This window comes from Acidovorax cavernicola (assembly GCF_003581445.1).
In genome coordinates this window covers 245139-262358 of the sequence record NZ_QXMN01000001.1, presented here as the reverse complement: position 1 = coordinate 262358, position 17220 = coordinate 245139, and the positions used below count along the sequence as shown (strand labels likewise).

Here is a 17220-nt window from a genome sequence, read left to right as displayed (position 1 = left end):
TTTTAAACCCCACCAGAGGAGCACGCATGGATTTCGAATATTCGGCCAAAACCCAGGACCTTCAAAGGCGCGTCACCGCCTTCATGGAAGACCACATCTACCCGGCCGAAGCCGAGTACAGCGCAGAACTGGCTGCCAACACGGCCGCAGGCAAGCGCTGGAGCGCCCTGCAGACCGTCGAGAAGCTCAAGGAAAAGGCCAAGGCCCAGGGCCTGTGGAACCTGTTCCTGCCGGTCGACAGCGCCGCCGCCTCGGGCTATGAAGGCGCGGGCCTGACCAACCAGGAGTACGCGCCCCTGGCCGAAATCATGGGCCGCGTGCCATGGGCCTCGGAAGCCTTCAATTGCTCCGCGCCGGACACCGGCAACATGGAAACCATCGCCCGCTACGGCTCGGAAGAGATCAAGGCGCGCTGGCTCAAGCCGCTGCTCGAAGGCCAGATCCGCTCGGCCTTCGCGATGACCGAACCCGAAGTGGCCTCCAGCGACGCCACCAACATCTGCACGCGCATCGAGCGCCAGGGCGACGAGTACGTCATCAACGGCCACAAGTGGTGGATCTCCGGCGCCGCCGACCCGCGCTGCGCCGTGTTCGTCACCATGGGCAAGACCGACCCCGAGGCGCCCAAGCACTCGCAGCAGAGCATGGTCATCGTGCCGGCCGATGCCAAGGGCATCCGCATCGTGCGCCCGCTGAACGTGATGGGCTACGACGACGCGCCGCACGGCCACGTCGAGATGTACTTCGAGAACGTGCGCGTGCCGGTCGGCAACATCCTGCTGGGTGAAGGCCGCGGCTTCGAGATCGCCCAGGGTCGCCTTGGCCCCGGCCGTATCCACCACTGCATGCGCCTGATCGGCCTGGCCGAGCGTGCGCTCGAGCTGATGTGCAAGCGCGCCTCCTCGCGCGTGGCCTTCGGCAAGACCGTCGCCTCGCAGACCGTCACGCAGGAACGTATCGCTGAAGCACGCTGCAAGATCGACATGGCCCGCCTGCTCACGCTGAAGGCCGCCTGGCTGATGGACGTGGCCGGCAACAAGGTCGCACGCACCGAGATCGCGATGATCAAGGTGGTGGCGCCCACCATGGCCTGCCAGGTGATCGACTGGGCCATGCAGGTCCACGGCGGCGGCGGCATGTGCGACGACTTCCCGCTGGCCTCCGCCTACGCGCAGGCACGCACGCTGCGCTTCGCCGACGGTCCGGACGAAGTGCACCGCAATGCGATCGCCAAGTGGGAGCTGGGCAAGTACGCCACCGACAAGTCGGCTGCCAACGCCGACGCGCCTGTCACCCGCTTCTGATCGGAAAAAAGAAAGGGCGCGTTCGCCGCGCCCTTCTCTTTCGGTTCTGGCCATGCCGCCCACGCCTTGCGCGTCGGCGGCATTTTTATTGTTCACATCACTCGGTCAGAGCTTCTTCTGCAGGAAGACGGCGTGGCCGAACTCCGGATCGAGCTGGTAGCTGATGAAGCCCTCGCGCTCGTAGCTGCGCAGCGCGGGCGCATTGCCCGACAGCACCTCGAGCGTGAGCTTGCAGGCGCCGCGCCTGCGCGCTTCCTGCTCCACCAGCGCAAACATCTGCTGCGCCACGCGTTGGCCACGATGGCTGTCGCGCACAACCACATCGTGCACGTTGACCAGCGGCTGGCAGGCGAAGGTCGAGAAACCCTCGATGCAGTTGATCAGGCCCACGGGCGTGTCGCCGTCGAAAGCCAGCACGCTGAACGCCTGCGGACGCGCCGCCAGCGCGGCGGGCAAGCCTTCGAGCACCGACGTCGGCAACGGTGTGCCGCCGCCGGCGGGGTCGCGTGCATAGCTGTCGAGCAGCCCGACCACCGCGGCTGCCTGTAGCGGATCGCGGTAGTCGGCCAGGCGGGCTTCGATGCGGCCCGTCATGCGCCCGGCTTCAGCGTGGCCGCGAGGCGTTCAGCGCAGGACTGGGATTGCCTGGCATCACGCGCCTCGACCATCACGCGCACCAGCGGCTCGGTGCCGCTCGCGCGGATGAGCACGCGGCCCGCATCGCCGAGCTCGGCTTCGATGCGCTTGGTTTCGCTGGCGAGCGCCTGGTTGCTCTTCCAGTCCTGATCGGGCGCGAGGCGCACGTTGATGAGCGTCTGCGGAAACAGCGTGACGCCTTCGAGCAGTTGCGCCACCGTCTTGCCGCTGCGCACGCAAGCCTGCAGCACCTGCAGTGCGCTCACGATGCCGTCGCCGGTGGTGTGGCGGTCGAGCGCCAGCAGGTGGCCGGAGCCCTCGCCACCGAGCAGCCAGCCGCGCTTGTCGAGCTCTTCGAGCACGTAACGGTCGCCGACCTTGGCGCGCACGAATTCGATGTCCTGCGCGCGCAGGGCCATCTCGACGGCCTTGTTGGTCATCAGCGTGCCGACCACGCCCACCGGCTTTTCGCCGCGCGCGATGCGTTCGGCCACCATCAGGTACAGCAACTCGTCGCCGTTGAACAGGCGACCGCTGGCGTCGACCAGCTGCAGCCGGTCGGCGTCGCCGTCCAGGGCGATGCCGTAGTCGGCCTTCTGCGCGATCACGGCGGCCACCAGCGCTTCGGGATGGGTGGCGCCGACATTCTTGTTGATGTTCAGGCCGTCGGGCGCGCAGCCGATGCTCGTGACATCCGCGCCCAGTTCGTGGAACACATTGGGTGCCACCTGGTAGGCCGCGCCATGCGCGGCGTCGACCACGAGCTTCATGCCGCGCAGCGACAGGTCGTTGGCGAAGGTGCTCTTGCAGAACTCGATGTAGCGACCGTCCGCGTCGTTGAGGCGGCGGGCCTTGCCGAGGTCGGCGGAAGCGGCCCAGACCGGGTCTTCTTCGAGTGCGGCCTCGACCGCCAGCTCCCAGGCGTCGTCGAGCTTGGTGCCCTGCGCGCTGAAGAACTTGATGCCGTTGTCGGGAAAGGCGTTGTGGCTGGCGCTGATCACCACGCCCAGGCTCGCACGCTGTGCGCGCGTGAGGTACGCCACGCCGGGCGTGGGCAGCGGGCCGAGCAGCACCACGTCCACGCCGGCGGAGTTGAAGCCCGACTCGAGCGCCGATTCGAGCATGTAGCCCGAGATGCGGGTGTCCTTGCCGATCAGCACCGTCGGACGGGCCTGGGTCTTCTTGAGTACGCGGCCCACGGCGTGCGCGAGGCGCAGCACGAAATCGGGGGTGATGGGCGATTGGCCGACCGTGCCACGGATGCCGTCGGTGCCGAAGTATTTACGGGTCATTTGCTGTTATTGCTCTTGTGGTGAAGTTCGTTGCGGTGCTTCCGCGCGCATGGCACGCCATACGGCGAGGGCGGCGACCGTGTCGCGCACGTCGTGCACCCGCACGATCGCTGCGCCCCGGTCCACGGCCAGCACGGCGGCTGCCACGCTGGGCACGGTACGCCCGGATGCATTGTCGATGCCCGTGACCGCCCCGATGGAGGACTTGCGGGACCAACCTAGCAACAAGGGGTAACCAGTTGCCAACAATTCCCGCTGTCGCCCGAGGAGCGCGAAGTTCTGCGCCACGCTCTTGCCGAAGCCGACGCCCGGGTCGAGCGTGATGCGCGCGGGATCGATTCCCAGCGCCTTCAAAGGCGCCAGTTGTTCGTCCCAGAAAGCCAGGACCTCGGGAATCACGTCGCCCTGCATCGGCAGCGCTTGCATGGTCTGCGGGTCGCGGTGCATGTGCATCAGGCAAATGCCGCAGGTCGGGTGCGCCGCCACCACCTCGCGCGCGCCCGGCTGGCGCAGCGCCCAGATGTCGTTGACGATGTCCGCGCCCAGATCGAGCACCGCCCGCATCACCTCGGGTTTGTAGGTGTCGATGGACAGGGGCACGTTCAGCTTCACGGCCTCGCGCACCACTGGCACCACGCGCGCCAGTTCGGCATCGAGCGGCACGGCGGGGCTGCCGGGGCGGGTCGACTCACCGCCGATGTCGAGGATGTCGGCCCCCTCCTTCAGCAACTGCTCGCAGTGCTTCAGTGCAGTCTCGGTGGACGCGTGTGCGCCGCCGTCGGAGAAGGAGTCAGGGGTGACGTTGACGATGCCCATCACCCGCGGCTGCGCGAGATCGATGCGAAAACGCGAGGTCTGCCAGACCGCATCGCCGTGCGTCGATGCGCCATGAAAAACGGGGCCAGAGGCCCCGTTGCTGTTTGCCGTCGTACCCACTCAGGCCGCCGTGGGCGCCGGGTCGGTCGTGACGGCCGGCGTACCACCACTGCCGCCGGTGCCCGAAGGCGGGACGCGCGGCGTCCAGTCCTTGGGCGGGCGCGGCGCGCGGCCGGCCATGATGTCGTCGAGCTGTTCGCTGTCGATGGTTTCCCATTCGAGCAGCGCTTTGGCCATGGCGTGCATCTTGTCGCTGTTCTCTTCGATCAGGCGGCGCGCTAGGGCGTACTGCTCGTCGATGATGCGGCGCACCTCGCTGTCGACCTTTTCCATGGTTTGCTCGCTCATGTTCGTGGTCTTGGTGACCGAGCGACCCAAGAACACTTCGCCTTCGTTCTCCGCGTAGACCATCGGGCCCAGCGCGTCGGTCATGCCGTAGCGCGTGACCATGTCGCGGGCAATGGAAGTCGCGCGCTCGAAGTCGTTGCTGGCGCCAGTGGTCATCTGGTGCATGAACACTTCTTCGGCAATGCGGCCACCGAACAGCATGCTGATCTGGTTCAGCATGTACTCGCGGTCATAGCTGTAGCGGTCCTGCGACGGCAGGCTCATGGTCACGCCGAGGGCGCGGCCGCGCGGAATGATCGTGACCTTGTGGACCGGGTCGCACTTGGGCAGCAGCTTGCCGATGAGGGCGTGGCCGGACTCGTGGTAGGCCGTGTTGCGGCGCTCTTCCTCGGGCATGACCATGCTCTTGCGCTCGGGGCCCATGAAGATCTTGTCCTTGGCCTTCTCGAAGTCCTGCATCTCGACCACGCGCGCATTGCGGCGGGCGGCCATCAGGGCGGCTTCGTTGCACAGGTTGGCCAGGTCGGCACCGGACATGCCGGGCGTGCCGCGGGCGATCACGCTCGGGTTCACGTCCTGGCCCAGCGGGACCTTGCGCATGTGCACGCCGAGGATCTGCTCGCGGCCACGGATGTCGGGCAGCGTGACGTAGACCTGGCGGTCGAAACGACCGGGACGCAGCAGCGCGGCATCGAGGATGTCGGGGCGGTTGGTGGCAGCCACCACGATCACGCCGAGGTTGGTTTCGAAGCCGTCCATCTCGACCAGCATCTGGTTGAGGGTTTGCTCGCGTTCGTCGTTGCCGCCGCCGAGGCCGGCACCGCGCTGACGACCCACTGCATCGATTTCGTCGATGAAGATGATGCAGGGCGCGTTCTTCTTGGCGTTCTCGAACATGTCGCGCACGCGGGCCGCGCCCACGCCGACGAACATTTCGACGAAATCGGAGCCCGAGATCGAGAAGAACGGCACCTTGGCTTCGCCGGCGATCGACTTGGCCAGCAGCGTCTTGCCGGTGCCGGGAGGGCCGACCAGCAGCAGACCGCGCGGAATGCGGCCGCCGAGCTTCTGGAAGCGCTGCGGGTCTTTCAGGAAGTCGACGACTTCACGGACTTCTTCCTTGGCCTCGTCGCAGCCTGCGACGTCGGCGAAGGTGACCGTGTTGTTGTTCTCGTCCATCATGCGGGCCTTGCTCTTGCCGAAGCTGAACGCCCCGCCCTTGCCGCCGCCCTGCATCTGGCGCATGAAGTAGATCCAGACGCCGATCAGCAGCAGCATCGGGCCCCAGCTGACCAGCAGGGTCATGAGGAGCGAGCCTTCTTCGCGCGGCTTGACGTCGAACTTGACGTTGTGGTCGATCAGGTCGCCAACCAGGCCGCGGTCGAGCACCGTGGCGGTCGTGCGGATCTTGCGATCGTCGTTGGTGACAGCGACGATCTCGCCGCCGCCAGCACCTTCAGGAATGATGGCGCTCTTGATCTGGTTGTTGCGGACCTGGTCCAGGAACTCGGAATAGCTCACCGTTCCCGAGCCGACGCCACCGCGGGTGTCGAACTGCTTGAACACAGTGAACAACACCATGGCAATGACGAGCCATACGGCAACTTTGGAAAACCACTGATTGTTCAAACGAAGCTCCAGTCGAAAGCGCGTGACGGGAATATGAAATACGCGCTGAGGGTACGCAATTGCGCCCCATTTTAGGCTTTTCAAGCTGCGAAAAGCGGACATTTCCCTATAGCAGCCATAGGCTGACAAGGGTTTGCGCCCCCGGCGCACGCCCTGCGGCAAGGTATCAATGCGTATCCGACGCCTTCAACCCCATGCCGATGAGGAAGGTCTCAGCCGACTTGTCGCGCGATGCCTTGGGTTTCAGCGGCTTCACGACGCGGAAATGGGCCTTGAACATCTTGACCAATTCGTCGTAGCCGCTGCCGTGGAACACCTTGGCCACGAGCGCCCCTTCGAGCTTCATGTGGTTCTGGGCGAAGTCGATGGCCAGCTCGATCAGGTGCGCTACCCGGGCGGCGTCGGCCGAATGGATGCCTGACAGGTTGGGCGCCATGTCGGACACCACAAGATCGGCCTTGCGGCCAGCGAGCACCTCCAGAAGCTGCGCCAGCAGTGCGTCTTCGCGGAAATCGCCCTGCAGGAAGGTCACGCCCTCGATCGGCTCCATCGGCAGCAGGTCCAGGGAAATGATGGTGCCGTTGAGGTCACCGACCGCCGCCCCGCCTGGCGACATGCGCCGCCGCAGGTACTGGCTCCAGGCTCCCGGCGTCGAACCCAGGTCGACCACCAGTTGGCCGGGTTTGACCAACCCGAGCGCTTCGTCGATTTCCTTGAGCTTGTAGGCCGCGCGCGCGCGGTAGCCCTCCCGCGTGGCGAGCTTCACGTAGGGGTCGTTGATGTGGTCGTGAAGCCACGCCTTGTTGACTTTCTTGCTTTTGGCTTTGGTGCTCATAAGGGTGTTCGTGTGCGCGTCGATAATACGGGGATGCCCGCCATTCAACTTACCCCTGCCGAGCGCAAGGTGCACCGCGCCGAAGCTCACCACCTGGATCCGATCGTCATGGTCGGTGGAGACGGGCTCACCCCTGCCGTGAAAAAGGAGGCCGACGCAGCCCTGAAGGCCCATGGCCTCATCAAGGTTCGTGTCTTCTCCGACGACCGCCTTGCCCGCGACGCCATGCTGCACGAGCTCGCCGAAGAACTCGACGCAGCCCCGATCCAGCACATCGGCAAGCTGCTCGTGTTGTGGCGCCCGAAGCCCGAAAAAGAGCGTGTGATCGACGAAGACCGCATGCCCGGCCCACGCGACGTCAAGATCGTCAAGTACAGCAAGCGCGGCGGTCAACGCCCTGAAATCAAGACCCTGCGCGTGCTCGGCAACCAGCGCCTCACCCCTGGCGGCACCATCAAGCGCGCCAAGGCCAAGCGTCCGCTGTCGGCCAAGAAACGCAACCAGGCGGATTGAACTTGGTGGCAGCGCAAGGCGCCCAGCGCCACATCCTCTGCATGAAGTGGGGCACCAAGTACGGCCCCGAGTACGTCAACCGGCTCTACGCCATGGTGCGCCGTCACCTCAGCGGCGACTTCAAGTTCGTCTGCCTGACGGATGACGGCAATGGCATCCGCCCCGAGGTGACGTGCCTGCCCATCCCGCCGCTCAACCTCCAGTTGGCTCCGGGTCAGCGCGACGGCGCCTGGAAGAAGCTCACGACCTTCGAGCAGGACCTGCACGGCCTGCGCGGTACCGCCCTCTTCCTGGACGTCGACGTGGTGATCGTCGGCAGCCTCGATGCCTTCTTCGAGCAGCCCGGCGAGTTCCTGATCATTCACGACTACGCCCGCCCCTGGCGGCGTGAGCGGATCACGGGCAATTCATCGGTCTACCGCTTCGAGCTGGGCGCTCACGCCGACGTGCTGGCGTACTTCCGCGCCAACATGGACAAGGTCCAGGCCGAGTACCGCAACGAGCAGGCCTACCTGTCGGACGTGCTCCACAAGCAAGGCAAGCTGGCCTATTGGCCGGCAGCCTGGTGCCCGAGCTTCAAGTACCACGGCATCCCGACCTGGCCGACCAACTACTGGGAAGAGCCCTTCGTGCCCGAAGGCGCCCGTGTGATGGTGTTCCACGGCGAATGCAACCCGCCCGATGCGCTGGCGGGACGACGCAACCGTGCCTTCCGCTACATCCGCCCGGCGAGCTGGGTCGCCAAGCACTGGAAAGAGTGACACAGGAGGCGGCCACTGCTGCCGCCTCGGTTGTTCAGCGTGGCGCCCGAGCGGCGCCCAGGCGCCACAGCAGCGTGCCGGCGCACACCCACTGAACGAAGTACATGCCGGTGCCCACGGCATGCCACAGCTTGAGGTTCTCGCGCGCCACGATGCGCGGCGCCACGGCGTACTGCTGCAGCAGCGCCAGGAGCAACGCCCCCAGCACGAGGAAGATGGCGGTCAGCGCGGGCCCGCTCATGCCCTCGTCGGCCTTCTGGCGGAAATGGATCAGCAGGATCAGCCCGCAGCCGATGGCGATCCAACTTTGCGCCTCGAACAGCTGGGCGGCAAAGTTACCCGCCACCGCCGGGTTACCGAGCTTCGCGAACAACATCGGCACCACCAGGAAACCGATCGTGGTGAGGCTGCCCCACCAGAGGGCCGCCAGCATCAGCGCGACGCGGTCTTTCACGGGCTCAGAGGTAGCGAACGGCCACGATCTCGTAGCGCTTGAGGCCGCCCGGCGCCTGCACTTCGGCCGTGTCGCCCTCCTCCTTGCCGATCAGCGCGCGCGCGATCGGGCTGGAGATGTTGATCAGGCCAAGCTTCAGGTCGGCTTCGTCTTCGCCCACGATCTGGTACTTGACGGCATCGCCCGACTCTTCTTCCTCGAGTTCGACGGTCGAGCCGAACACCACCTTGCCGCCGGCGTCGAGCTCGCTCGGGTCGATGATCTGGGCGGCCGAGAGCTTGCCCTCGACTTCCTGGATGCGGCCTTCGATGAAGCCCTGGCGGTCCTTGGCGACTTCGTATTCGGCGTTTTCGCTCAGGTCACCCTGGGCGCGCGCCTCGGAAATGGCGTTGATGACCCAGGGACGGTCGACCGTCTTGAGCTGGTGCAGTTCGGCGCGCAGCTTCTCAGCGCCGCGCTTGGTGATGGGAATGGTGGCCATTCGGTGGGTTCTCCATAAAGCGAAACCGCCGAACGCTGCCGTTCGGCGGTCGATGTGAGGGACAGGCTCAGACGAGCTTGCGTCCGGTCAGCCGGCTCAGGATGGCGAGCGGGCTCGACTCGGGATTGTATTGCTTCGATGCGGCCAGATGAAGGGTCTGCTCGAGCATGTACTGGCCCGCCATCACGGCGTGCGAGGTCTGGTCCGAGAAGCACACCCACACCGAACCCGGCGGGAACTTGGCCGTTTCCTGCGGCGAGTTTTCCTGGTACGCCATGTCCGACTTCATGCCGTCATGCAGCTGCAGCATCAGGTGGTCGTACTCGCTGCGGAACGACTTGGTGACGTGCAGCGCCTGCAGCAGCTTGGCCTGCCACCGCGCATAAGGCTTGGCACGCGGCAGGAAACGCCTGGCGATGTCCTCGAAAGGCTCGCCCACCCGCCACACGCGCGGCGCACCGTCGGGATTGACGTTGGTGAACACGCGCAGGATGCGCTCGCCGTAGTTGGGCCGCGACGGAAACGCATCGACGTGCAGGCGCCGGTCATCGGCGCGCCACGATTGCACGCGCGTCTCGACCTGGGCCGGCCGGTAGCTGGTCGGCGCCAGGCGCAGGGCCGGCGTGTAGTGCGGCAACAGCCCGTGGATGAGCTGCGTGGCCTGCGCGCGGAAGCGCCCCACCATCGCCGCCGTGGCGCGCTGCACCGCCTCGTCACCCACGGCGCCCTTGAGCTTGCCGTTGGCATCGAGGCTGATGTTGCGCACGTCGGGCGACAGCAGGCTGGGCGTCAGAAGGCTACGTTCTTCAGCCAGCAGCTCGAAGCCCAGCCGCGGGAAGTACAGCACCTTGCCGGCCTCGAGCTCCGCGATCCACGCCTCATTGGGCGTGGCCGCGTTCCAGTCCGTCAGGTCCAGTTCGACCAGCTGCGTTTCCATGGCGGCGCCCGATCAGGCGGTGGCCAGCTGCGCGTGCATCTCCTGCACCGAGATCACGCCCAGCTCGTCCATGAAGCCCATGCCTTCCACCGCGGCTTCGGCACCGAAGATCGTGGTGAAGGTCGTCACGCGCGCCAGCAGCGCCGAGGTGCGGATCTGGCGCGAGTCGGTGATCGCGTTGCGGCGCTCTTCCACCGTGTTGATGACCAAGGCAATTTCGTTGTTCTTGATCATGTCCACGATGTGCGGACGGCCTTCGGTCACCTTGTTCACCGTCTCGCAGGCGATGCCGGCGGCGCTGATGGCCGCGGCGGTGCCTTTGGTCGCGACCAGCTCGAAGCCCAGCTTGGCCAGGCCACGCGCCACTTCCACAGCACGCGCCTTGTCGTTGTTCTTCACCGAGATGAAGACCTTGCCCGACTTCGGCAGGTGCGTGCCCGCCCCCAGCTGCGACTTCACGAAGGCTTCGCCGAAGGTCTTGCCCACGCCCATCACTTCGCCGGTCGACTTCATCTCGGGGCCGAGGATCGTGTCCACGCCCGGGAACTTGACGAACGGGAACACCGCTTCCTTCACGCTGAAGTACGGCGGTGTGACTTCCTTCGTCACGCCCTGCGACTTCAGCGACTGGCCGGCCATGCAGCGTGCCGCCACCTTGGCGAGCTGGATGCCCGTGGCCTTGCTCACGTAAGGCACGGTGCGCGATGCGCGCGGGTTCACTTCGAGCACGTAGATGACGTCCTTGCCGTCCTTCTGCTGGATGGCGAACTGCACGTTCATCAGGCCGACCACGTTCAGCGCGGCCGCCATCGCGGCGCTCTGGCGCTTCAGCTCGGTCACCGTGTCGGCGCTCAGGCTGTAAGGCGGCAGCGAGCAGGCGGAGTCGCCCGAGTGCACGCCGGCCTGTTCGATGTGCTCCATCACGCCGCCGATCAGGGTCTGGCCCTCGGCGTCGCGCAGGCAGTCGACGTCGCACTCGACGGCGTCGTTCAGGAAGCGGTCCAGCAGCACCGGCGAGTCGTTACTGACCTTCACGGCCTCGCGCATGTAACGCTCCAGGTCGCGTTGCTCATGCACGATTTCCATCGCGCGGCCGCCGAGCACGTAGCTCGGGCGCACCACGAGCGGGTAGCCCAGTTGCGCGGCCTTTTCGAGTGCTTCGGCTTCGGTGCGCGCGGTGGCGTTCGGCGGCTGCAGCAGCTTGAGCTCGTGCAGCAGCTTCTGAAAGCGCTCGCGGTCTTCGGCCGCGTCGATCATGTCGGGCGAGGTGCCGATGATCGGCACGCCGTTGGCTTCGAGGTCGAGCGCGAGCTTCAACGGTGTCTGGCCACCGTACTGCACGATCACGCCCAGGGGCTTTTCCTTGTCGACGATCTCGAGCACGTCTTCGAGCGTCAGCGGCTCGAAGTACAGGCGGTCGGAGGTGTCGTAGTCGGTCGAGACCGTCTCTGGGTTGCAGTTGACCATGATGGTCTCGTAGCCGTCTTCGCGCATGGCGAGCGCGGCGTGCACGCAGCAGTAGTCGAACTCGATGCCCTGGCCGATGCGGTTGGGACCGCCACCGAGCACCATGATCTTCTTCTTGTCGGTCGGCTCGGCCTCGCACTCGTCTTCATAGGTCGAGTACATGTAGGCGGTGTTGGTCGCGAACTCGGCCGCGCAGGTGTCCACGCGCTTGTAGACCGGGCGCACGCCCAGGGCGCGGCGCTTCTCGCGGATGGCCGTGTCGGTGGTCTTGAGCTGCTTGGCGAGGCGGCGGTCGGAGAAGCCCTTCTTCTTCAGCGCGAGCAGCGTGTCCTTGTCGATGTCTTCCAGCGACTTGGTTTCCAGTTCGAGCTCGATCTTCACGATCTCTTCGATCTGCACCAGGAACCACGGATCGATCTTGGTCAGTGCGAACACTTCGTCGACGCTCAGGCCCATGGCGAAGGCATCGCCCACGTACCAGATGCGCTCGGGGCCGGGCTCGCCCAGTTCCTTCTCGAGCACTTCGCGGTCCTGCGTCTTCTCGTTCAGGCCGTCGACGCCCACTTCGAGGCCGCGCAGGGCCTTCTGGAACGATTCCTGGAAGGTGCGGCCCATGGCCATCACCTCGCCCACCGACTTCATCTGCGTCGTGAGACGCGAGTCGGCCTGCGGGAATTTCTCGAAAGCGAAACGCGGGATCTTGGTGACCACGTAGTCGATCGAGGGCTCGAACGACGCAGGCGTGGCGCCGCCCGTGATTTCGTTGCGCAGCTCGTCGAGCGTGTAGCCCACGGCCAGCTTGGCCGCGACCTTGGCGATCGGGAAGCCCGTGGCCTTGGAGGCCAGCGCTGACGAACGCGACACGCGCGGATTCATCTCGATGACGACCATGCGGCCGTCCTTCGGGTTGATGGAGAACTGCACGTTCGAACCGCCGGTGTCCACGCCGATCTCGCGCAGCACGGCCAGCGAGGCATTGCGCAGGATCTGGTATTCCTTGTCGGACAGCGTCTGCGCAGGGGCCACGGTGATCGAGTCGCCGGTGTGCACGCCCATCGGGTCGAGGTTTTCGATCGAGCAGACGATGATGCAGTTGTCGGCCTTGTCGCGCACGACTTCCATCTCGTACTCTTTCCAGCCGAGCAGCGATTCTTCGATCAGCAGCTCGTTGGTCGGCGAGGCTTCGATGCCGCGCTTGCAGATGGTCTCGAACTCGTCGGGGTTGTAGGCGATGCCGCCGCCCGTGCCGCCGAGCGTGAAGCTGGGACGGATCACGGTCGGGAAGCCGAGCGACTTCTGCACGGCCCAGGCCTCGTCCATCGAATGCGCGATGCCGGAGCGCGCCGAACCGAGACCGATCTTGGTCATCGCGTCCTTGAACTTCAGGCGGTCTTCGGCCTTGTCGATGGCTTCGGGCGTGGCGCCGATCAGCTCGACGGGCTTGTTGGTGGCAGCGCCCTTGTACTTGTCGAGCACGCCGTTGCGCCACAGGTCGAGCGCGCAGTTCAGCGCGGTCTGGCCACCCATGGTCGGCAGGATCGCGTCGGGACGCTCCTTGGCGATGATCTTTTCGACCGTCTGCCAGGTGATCGGCTCGATATAGGTGACGTCGGCCGTGGCCGGGTCGGTCATGATCGTCGCGGGGTTGCTGTTGATCAGGATGACCTTGTAGCCCTCTTCGCGCAGCGCCTTGCAGGCCTGCACGCCGGAATAGTCGAACTCGCAGGCCTGGCCGATGATGATCGGGCCGGCGCCGATGATGAGGATCGATTTGAGGTCTGTGCGCTTAGGCATTCTTGTTCTCCGTCTTGTGCTTTTCCATGAGTGCCGTGAAGCGATCGAACAGATAGCCGATGTCGTGCGGGCCCGGCGAGGCTTCAGGGTGGCCCTGGAAGCAGAACGCGGGCTTGTCGGTGCGCGCCAGGCCCTGCAGCGTGTTGTCGAACAGGCTGATGTGCGTGGGACGCAGGTTGGCCGGCAGCGACTTCTCGTCGACCGCGAAGCCGTGGTTCTGGCTGGTGATGCTCACGCGGCCGTTGTCCAGGTCCTTCACCGGATGGTTCGCGCCGTGGTGGCCGAACTTCATCTTGAAGGTCTTGGCGCCCGAGGCCAGCGCCATGATCTGGTGGCCCAGGCAGATGCCGAAGGTCGGGATGCCGGTCTCGATCAGTTCCTTGACGGCGCTGATGGCGTAGTCGCAGGGCTCCGGGTCGCCGGGGCCGTTGGCCAGGAAGATGCCATCGGGCTTGAGCTTGAGCACGTCGGCCGCGGGCGTCTGTGCCGGCACCACGGTGATGCGCGCGCCGCGCTGCGCGATCATGCGCAGGATGTTCTTCTTGACGCCGTAGTCGAAAGCGACGACATGGAACTTCGGCGTGATCTGCACGCCGTAGCCCGAGCCCAGCTTCCACTCGGTTTCCGTCCATTCGTAGGTCTGCTTGACCGACACCACCTTAGCAAGGTCCAGGCCCGCCATGCTCGGCGCGGCCTTGGCGGCCGCCACGGCCTTGTCGATCAGCGCCTGCGTCACGGTCTCGCCCGCGGCCAGGCCCAGGATGCAGCCGTTCTGCGCGCCATGGGTGCGCAGGTGGCGGGTGAGCTTGCGGGTGTCGATGTTCGCGATGGCCACCGTGTTGCCGGACACGAGGTATTCGGTCAGCGTGGCGGTCTTGCGGAAGTTGGACGCAACGAGGGGCAGGTCCTTGATGATCAGGCCCGCGGCATGGATCTTGTCGGCTTCGATGTCCTCGCCGTTGACGCCGTAGTTGCCGATGTGCGGATACGTCAGGGTGACGATCTGCTGGCAGTAGCTGGGGTCGGTGAGGATTTCCTGGTAACCGGTCATCGCGGTGTTGAACACCACTTCACCGGTCGTGGAGCCGGCGGCTCCGATCGAGTTGCCGAGAAAGACCGTGCCGTCTGCGAGCGCCAGGATGGCGGGCGGGAAACTTCCCTTGAGAGACAAAAGCACTGGGTTCTCCGGATGGTTACGGTCGCCCGGAGCCCCAGGCGCGTTGCCTGCGGACTGCTGCTTAAGGGGATTTTGGCGTGAAGGCGGCCGGGCGACGCTGTTTGCGAGTAAGCCCCCGATTGTAGCCCGGACTGGGTGTGTTATTTGGCCTGCAGGGCTGCTCCGCTCGCATGCAGGCAGATGGCGGCTGCTGCCGCCACGTTCAGGGACTCCTCGCCTCCCGGTTGGGCGATGCGGATGTGGTGGCTCGCCCGGGCCTCCAGCGCGGGCGAGACGCCCTGCCCTTCGTGGCCCATCAGCCAGGCGCAGGGGTGCGGCAGGTCGGCCTTGTGCAGCCATTCGCCACGGTGCGAACTGGTGGCCACCAACGGCACCCGGAGCGCACCGAGCGCGTCGATGTCCACGCCTTCGACCAGCCGCAGGCCGAAGTGCGCCCCCATGCCGGCGCGCAGCACCTTCGGCGCCCACAGCGCCGCCGTGCCCTTGAGCGCGATCACCTGGGTGAAGCCGAAAGCGGCTGCGCTGCGAAGGATGGAACCTGCATTGCCGGCATCCTGCAGGCGGTCAAGCACCACGCTCGGGGCGTCGGACAGGATTTCAGGCCGCGCCGGAAGGTCGAGCACGAAACCCATCGGCGCGGGCGACTCGAGACCGCTGACCGCGCGAAGCAGGTCATCAGCAACCACTACCGTTTTGATAGCAGCCTGCACCCATTCAGCAGGCGCGGAAGGCCAGAATGACTCCGAAAAAACTGCGACCGCCGGCTTGACGCCGCGGGCCAACGCCGCACGGCACAGATGATCGCCCTCAAGCCAGAGGCGGCCCAGCTTGCGGTAGGCGCCAGGGTCTTGTGCGAGCTTGCGCAAGTCCTTGAGCAAGGGGTTGTCGCGCGAGCTGATGTGGCTCGGTCCGATGTCGGTAGTCATGCTGAACTCAGGAGGCGGCGATCACGACAGCGGTCGGCATCTCGGCGGCCGTGCGCGCCAGCGCCGCCGCCACCGGGCTGAACGACCGGCGGTGGTGCACACAGGCCCCATGGCGCTGAAGCGCCTCGAGGTGCTCACGCGTGCCGTAGCCCTTGTGGCCAGCGAAGCCGTAGTTCGGGAATTCATCGTGCAACTGCTTGCAGAGCCGGTCGCGGTGAACCTTGGCGAGGATGGACGCCGCCGAGATCGCCTTGACCCGCGCATCGCCCTTGACAATGGCTTCGGCCAGCACGTCCAGCCTCGGCAGCCGGTTGCCGTCCACCAGCACCTTGACCGGCTTCAGTCGCAGCCCCTCGACCGCGCGACGCATCGCGAGCATCGTGGCCTGCAGGATGTTGAGGCTGTCGATCTCCTCGACCGAAGCCTGGGCAATGGAGCAGCACAGCGCCTTGGCGAGGATCTGGTCGTGCAGGCGTTCGCGCTGCAGCGCCGTGAGCGTCTTGGAGTCGGCCAGGCCGCGGATCGGGCGCAGGTCGTCGAGGATCACTGCCGCGGCCACTACAGGGCCGGCCAGGGGGCCGCGCCCCGCCTCGTCGACGCCCGCCATCAGGCCCGGCGCGTCCCACACCAGTGGGGCCTGCTCAGCCTTCAAGAACTTTCTGGATCGCATCGGCGCAGAGTGTGGGCGTGTCGCGCTGCAGTTGCACATGCAGCGCTGAAAATCTTTGTTGCAGTGCCTGCACCTTCACGGGCGCGTCGAGCCACTCGAGCGTGGCGCTTGCCAACGCCTCCGGCGAGGCGGCTTCCTGTAGCAATTCCGGCACAACGAACTCGCGGCACAGGATGTTTGGCAGGCCGACCCAAGGCTGCAGTTGCTTGCGCTGCATCAGGCGCCAGGAGAGCCCGTTCATGTTGTAGGCGATGACCATCGGCCGCTTGAACAGCGCCGCTTCGAGTGTGGCCGTGCCGCTGGCGATCAGCGTGACATCGCAGGCGGCGAGTGCGGCGTGCGACTGGCCATGGAGCAGCGTCACCTGCCCTGCCATGCCGGCAGCCTGCAGCAAGCCTTCGACCTCGTCGCGTAGCCCCGGCAGGATCGGTGCGATGAACTGCAGTTTCGGCTTGGCCTTCTGCATCAGCGCTGCAGCGGCGAAGAAACGAGCCGCAAGGTAGCGGATTTCGGACCGGCGGCTGCCGGGCAGCAGCGCGACGACCTGCGCCTCGGGGTCCAGCCCCAGCGCAGCGCGAGCGGCGGCGCGGTCGGGCGTCATCGGGATCACGTTGGCAACCGGATGGCCCACGTAGCTTGCTGCGACGCCCTGCTTTTCGAGCAGCTCGGGCTCGAACGGAAAGATGCACAACACGTGGTCGGCAGCCGCGCGAATCTTGTTGATGCGTTCGGGGCGCCAAGCCCAGATCGACGGGCAGACGAAATGAACCGTCTTGATGCCTTCGCGACGCAGGCCGGCTTCGAGGTCGAGATTGAAATCCGGCGCATCCACGCCGATGAACAGCTCGGGGCGCTCGCGCAGCAGCCGGGCCTTGAGCTGACGGCGGATGCCGGCGATTTCAGCGTAGTGCCGCAAGACCTCGATGTAGCCGCGTACCGCCAGCTTTTCCTGCGGCCACCAGCTCTGGAAACCGTGCGCCAGCATGCGGGGACCGCCGATGCCGACGGTCTGCAACGCAGGCCAGCGGGCTTCGAGGCCGTCGAGCAGCAGGCCCGCGAGCAGATCGCCGGACGCTTCGCCCGCGACCAGCGCGAAGCGGCGCTGCTCGTTCGTGCTCAT

At 66.0% G+C, this 17220-nt stretch carries 16 protein-coding genes; 3 read left to right on the top strand and 13 right to left on the bottom strand.

What is annotated here, in order from left to right:
- The first annotated feature begins 26 nt into the window (after positions 1 to 26).
- On the top strand, positions 27 to 1304 hold the full coding sequence (locus tag D3H34_RS01230) for an acyl-CoA dehydrogenase family protein (RefSeq protein WP_119551412.1): 1278 nt from the start codon (positions 27 to 29) through the stop codon (positions 1302 to 1304).
- 105 nt (positions 1305 to 1409) lie between these two features.
- Here D3H34_RS01230 and D3H34_RS01225 read toward each other — a convergent pair whose 3' ends face one another.
- The 5 genes from D3H34_RS01225 to D3H34_RS01205 all read right to left on the bottom strand — a co-directional run bounded on the left by D3H34_RS01225 (position 1410) and on the right by D3H34_RS01205 (position 6920).
- Positions 1410 to 1898 (bottom strand): GNAT family N-acetyltransferase, encoded by a 489-nt coding sequence (locus D3H34_RS01225; RefSeq protein WP_119551410.1) that lies wholly within the window; start codon positions 1896 to 1898, stop codon positions 1410 to 1412.
- Positions 1895 to 3232: a phosphoglucosamine mutase gene (gene glmM, locus D3H34_RS01220; protein WP_119551407.1), complete on the bottom strand. Its 1338-nt coding sequence runs from the start codon at positions 3230 to 3232 to the stop codon at positions 1895 to 1897. The genes D3H34_RS01225 and glmM overlap by 4 nt, the downstream gene beginning before the upstream one ends.
- A gap of 6 nt (positions 3233 to 3238) precedes the next feature.
- Positions 3239 to 4048 (bottom strand): dihydropteroate synthase, encoded by an 810-nt coding sequence (gene folP / locus D3H34_RS01215; RefSeq protein WP_119551923.1) that lies wholly within the window; start codon positions 4046 to 4048, stop codon positions 3239 to 3241.
- 120 nt (positions 4049 to 4168) lie between these two features.
- Positions 4169 to 6085 (bottom strand): ATP-dependent zinc metalloprotease FtsH, encoded by a 1917-nt coding sequence (ftsH, locus tag D3H34_RS01210; RefSeq protein WP_119551404.1) that lies wholly within the window; start codon positions 6083 to 6085, stop codon positions 4169 to 4171.
- Between the two features lie 166 nt (positions 6086 to 6251).
- The gene (locus tag D3H34_RS01205; protein WP_119551402.1) at positions 6252 to 6920 is read right to left on the bottom strand and encodes an RlmE family RNA methyltransferase; all 669 of its coding nucleotides are present in this window, start codon (positions 6918 to 6920) and stop codon (positions 6252 to 6254) included.
- 33 nt (positions 6921 to 6953) lie between these two features.
- Between D3H34_RS01205 and D3H34_RS01200 the strand changes: the two genes are divergently transcribed.
- The gene (locus D3H34_RS01200; RefSeq protein ID WP_119551399.1) at positions 6954 to 7433 is read left to right on the top strand and encodes a YhbY family RNA-binding protein; all 480 of its coding nucleotides are present in this window, start codon (positions 6954 to 6956) and stop codon (positions 7431 to 7433) included.
- A gap of 2 nt (positions 7434 to 7435) precedes the next feature.
- Entirely contained in the window at positions 7436 to 8194 is a 759-nt protein-coding gene (locus D3H34_RS01195) for a glycosyltransferase (protein ID WP_070060536.1), read from the top strand.
- Positions 8195 to 8228: 34 nt separating this feature from the next.
- Here the strand turns inward: D3H34_RS01195 and D3H34_RS01190 are convergent, their stop codons facing one another.
- From D3H34_RS01190 to lpxB, 8 genes are all read right to left on the bottom strand, one after another.
- Positions 8229 to 8648 carry a DUF4149 domain-containing protein gene (locus D3H34_RS01190; RefSeq protein WP_119551397.1) on the bottom strand — a complete coding sequence of 140 codons (420 nt, stop codon included), beginning with the start codon at positions 8646 to 8648 and terminating at the stop codon, positions 8229 to 8231.
- Positions 8649 to 8652: 4 nt separating this feature from the next.
- Positions 8653 to 9129 carry a transcription elongation factor GreA gene (gene greA, locus D3H34_RS01185; RefSeq protein ID WP_056518766.1) on the bottom strand — a complete coding sequence of 159 codons (477 nt, stop codon included), beginning with the start codon at positions 9127 to 9129 and terminating at the stop codon, positions 8653 to 8655.
- Positions 9130 to 9196: 67 nt separating this feature from the next.
- Positions 9197 to 10066 (bottom strand): Kdo hydroxylase KdoO, encoded by an 870-nt coding sequence (kdoO, locus tag D3H34_RS01180; RefSeq protein WP_119551395.1) that lies wholly within the window; start codon positions 10064 to 10066, stop codon positions 9197 to 9199.
- Positions 10067 to 10078: 12 nt separating this feature from the next.
- A complete protein-coding gene (gene carB / locus D3H34_RS01175; RefSeq protein WP_119551393.1) occupies positions 10079 to 13327 on the bottom strand; it encodes a carbamoyl-phosphate synthase large subunit in 3249 nt (1082 codons plus the stop codon).
- Entirely contained in the window at positions 13320 to 14504 is a 1185-nt protein-coding gene (carA, locus tag D3H34_RS01170) for a glutamine-hydrolyzing carbamoyl-phosphate synthase small subunit (RefSeq protein WP_119551390.1), read from the bottom strand. Before carA ends, carB begins: the two co-directional genes overlap by 8 nt.
- A gap of 140 nt (positions 14505 to 14644) precedes the next feature.
- Positions 14645 to 15430, bottom strand: a complete 786-nt coding sequence (locus D3H34_RS01165; RefSeq protein WP_119551387.1) for a TrmH family RNA methyltransferase — start codon at positions 15428 to 15430, stop codon at positions 14645 to 14647.
- A gap of 7 nt (positions 15431 to 15437) precedes the next feature.
- On the bottom strand, positions 15438 to 16100 hold the full coding sequence (gene rnhB / locus D3H34_RS01160; protein WP_119551921.1) for a ribonuclease HII: 663 nt from the start codon (positions 16098 to 16100) through the stop codon (positions 15438 to 15440).
- A complete protein-coding gene (lpxB, locus tag D3H34_RS01155) occupies positions 16072 to 17220 on the bottom strand; it encodes a lipid-A-disaccharide synthase (RefSeq protein WP_119551922.1) in 1149 nt (382 codons plus the stop codon). The genes rnhB and lpxB overlap by 29 nt, the downstream gene beginning before the upstream one ends.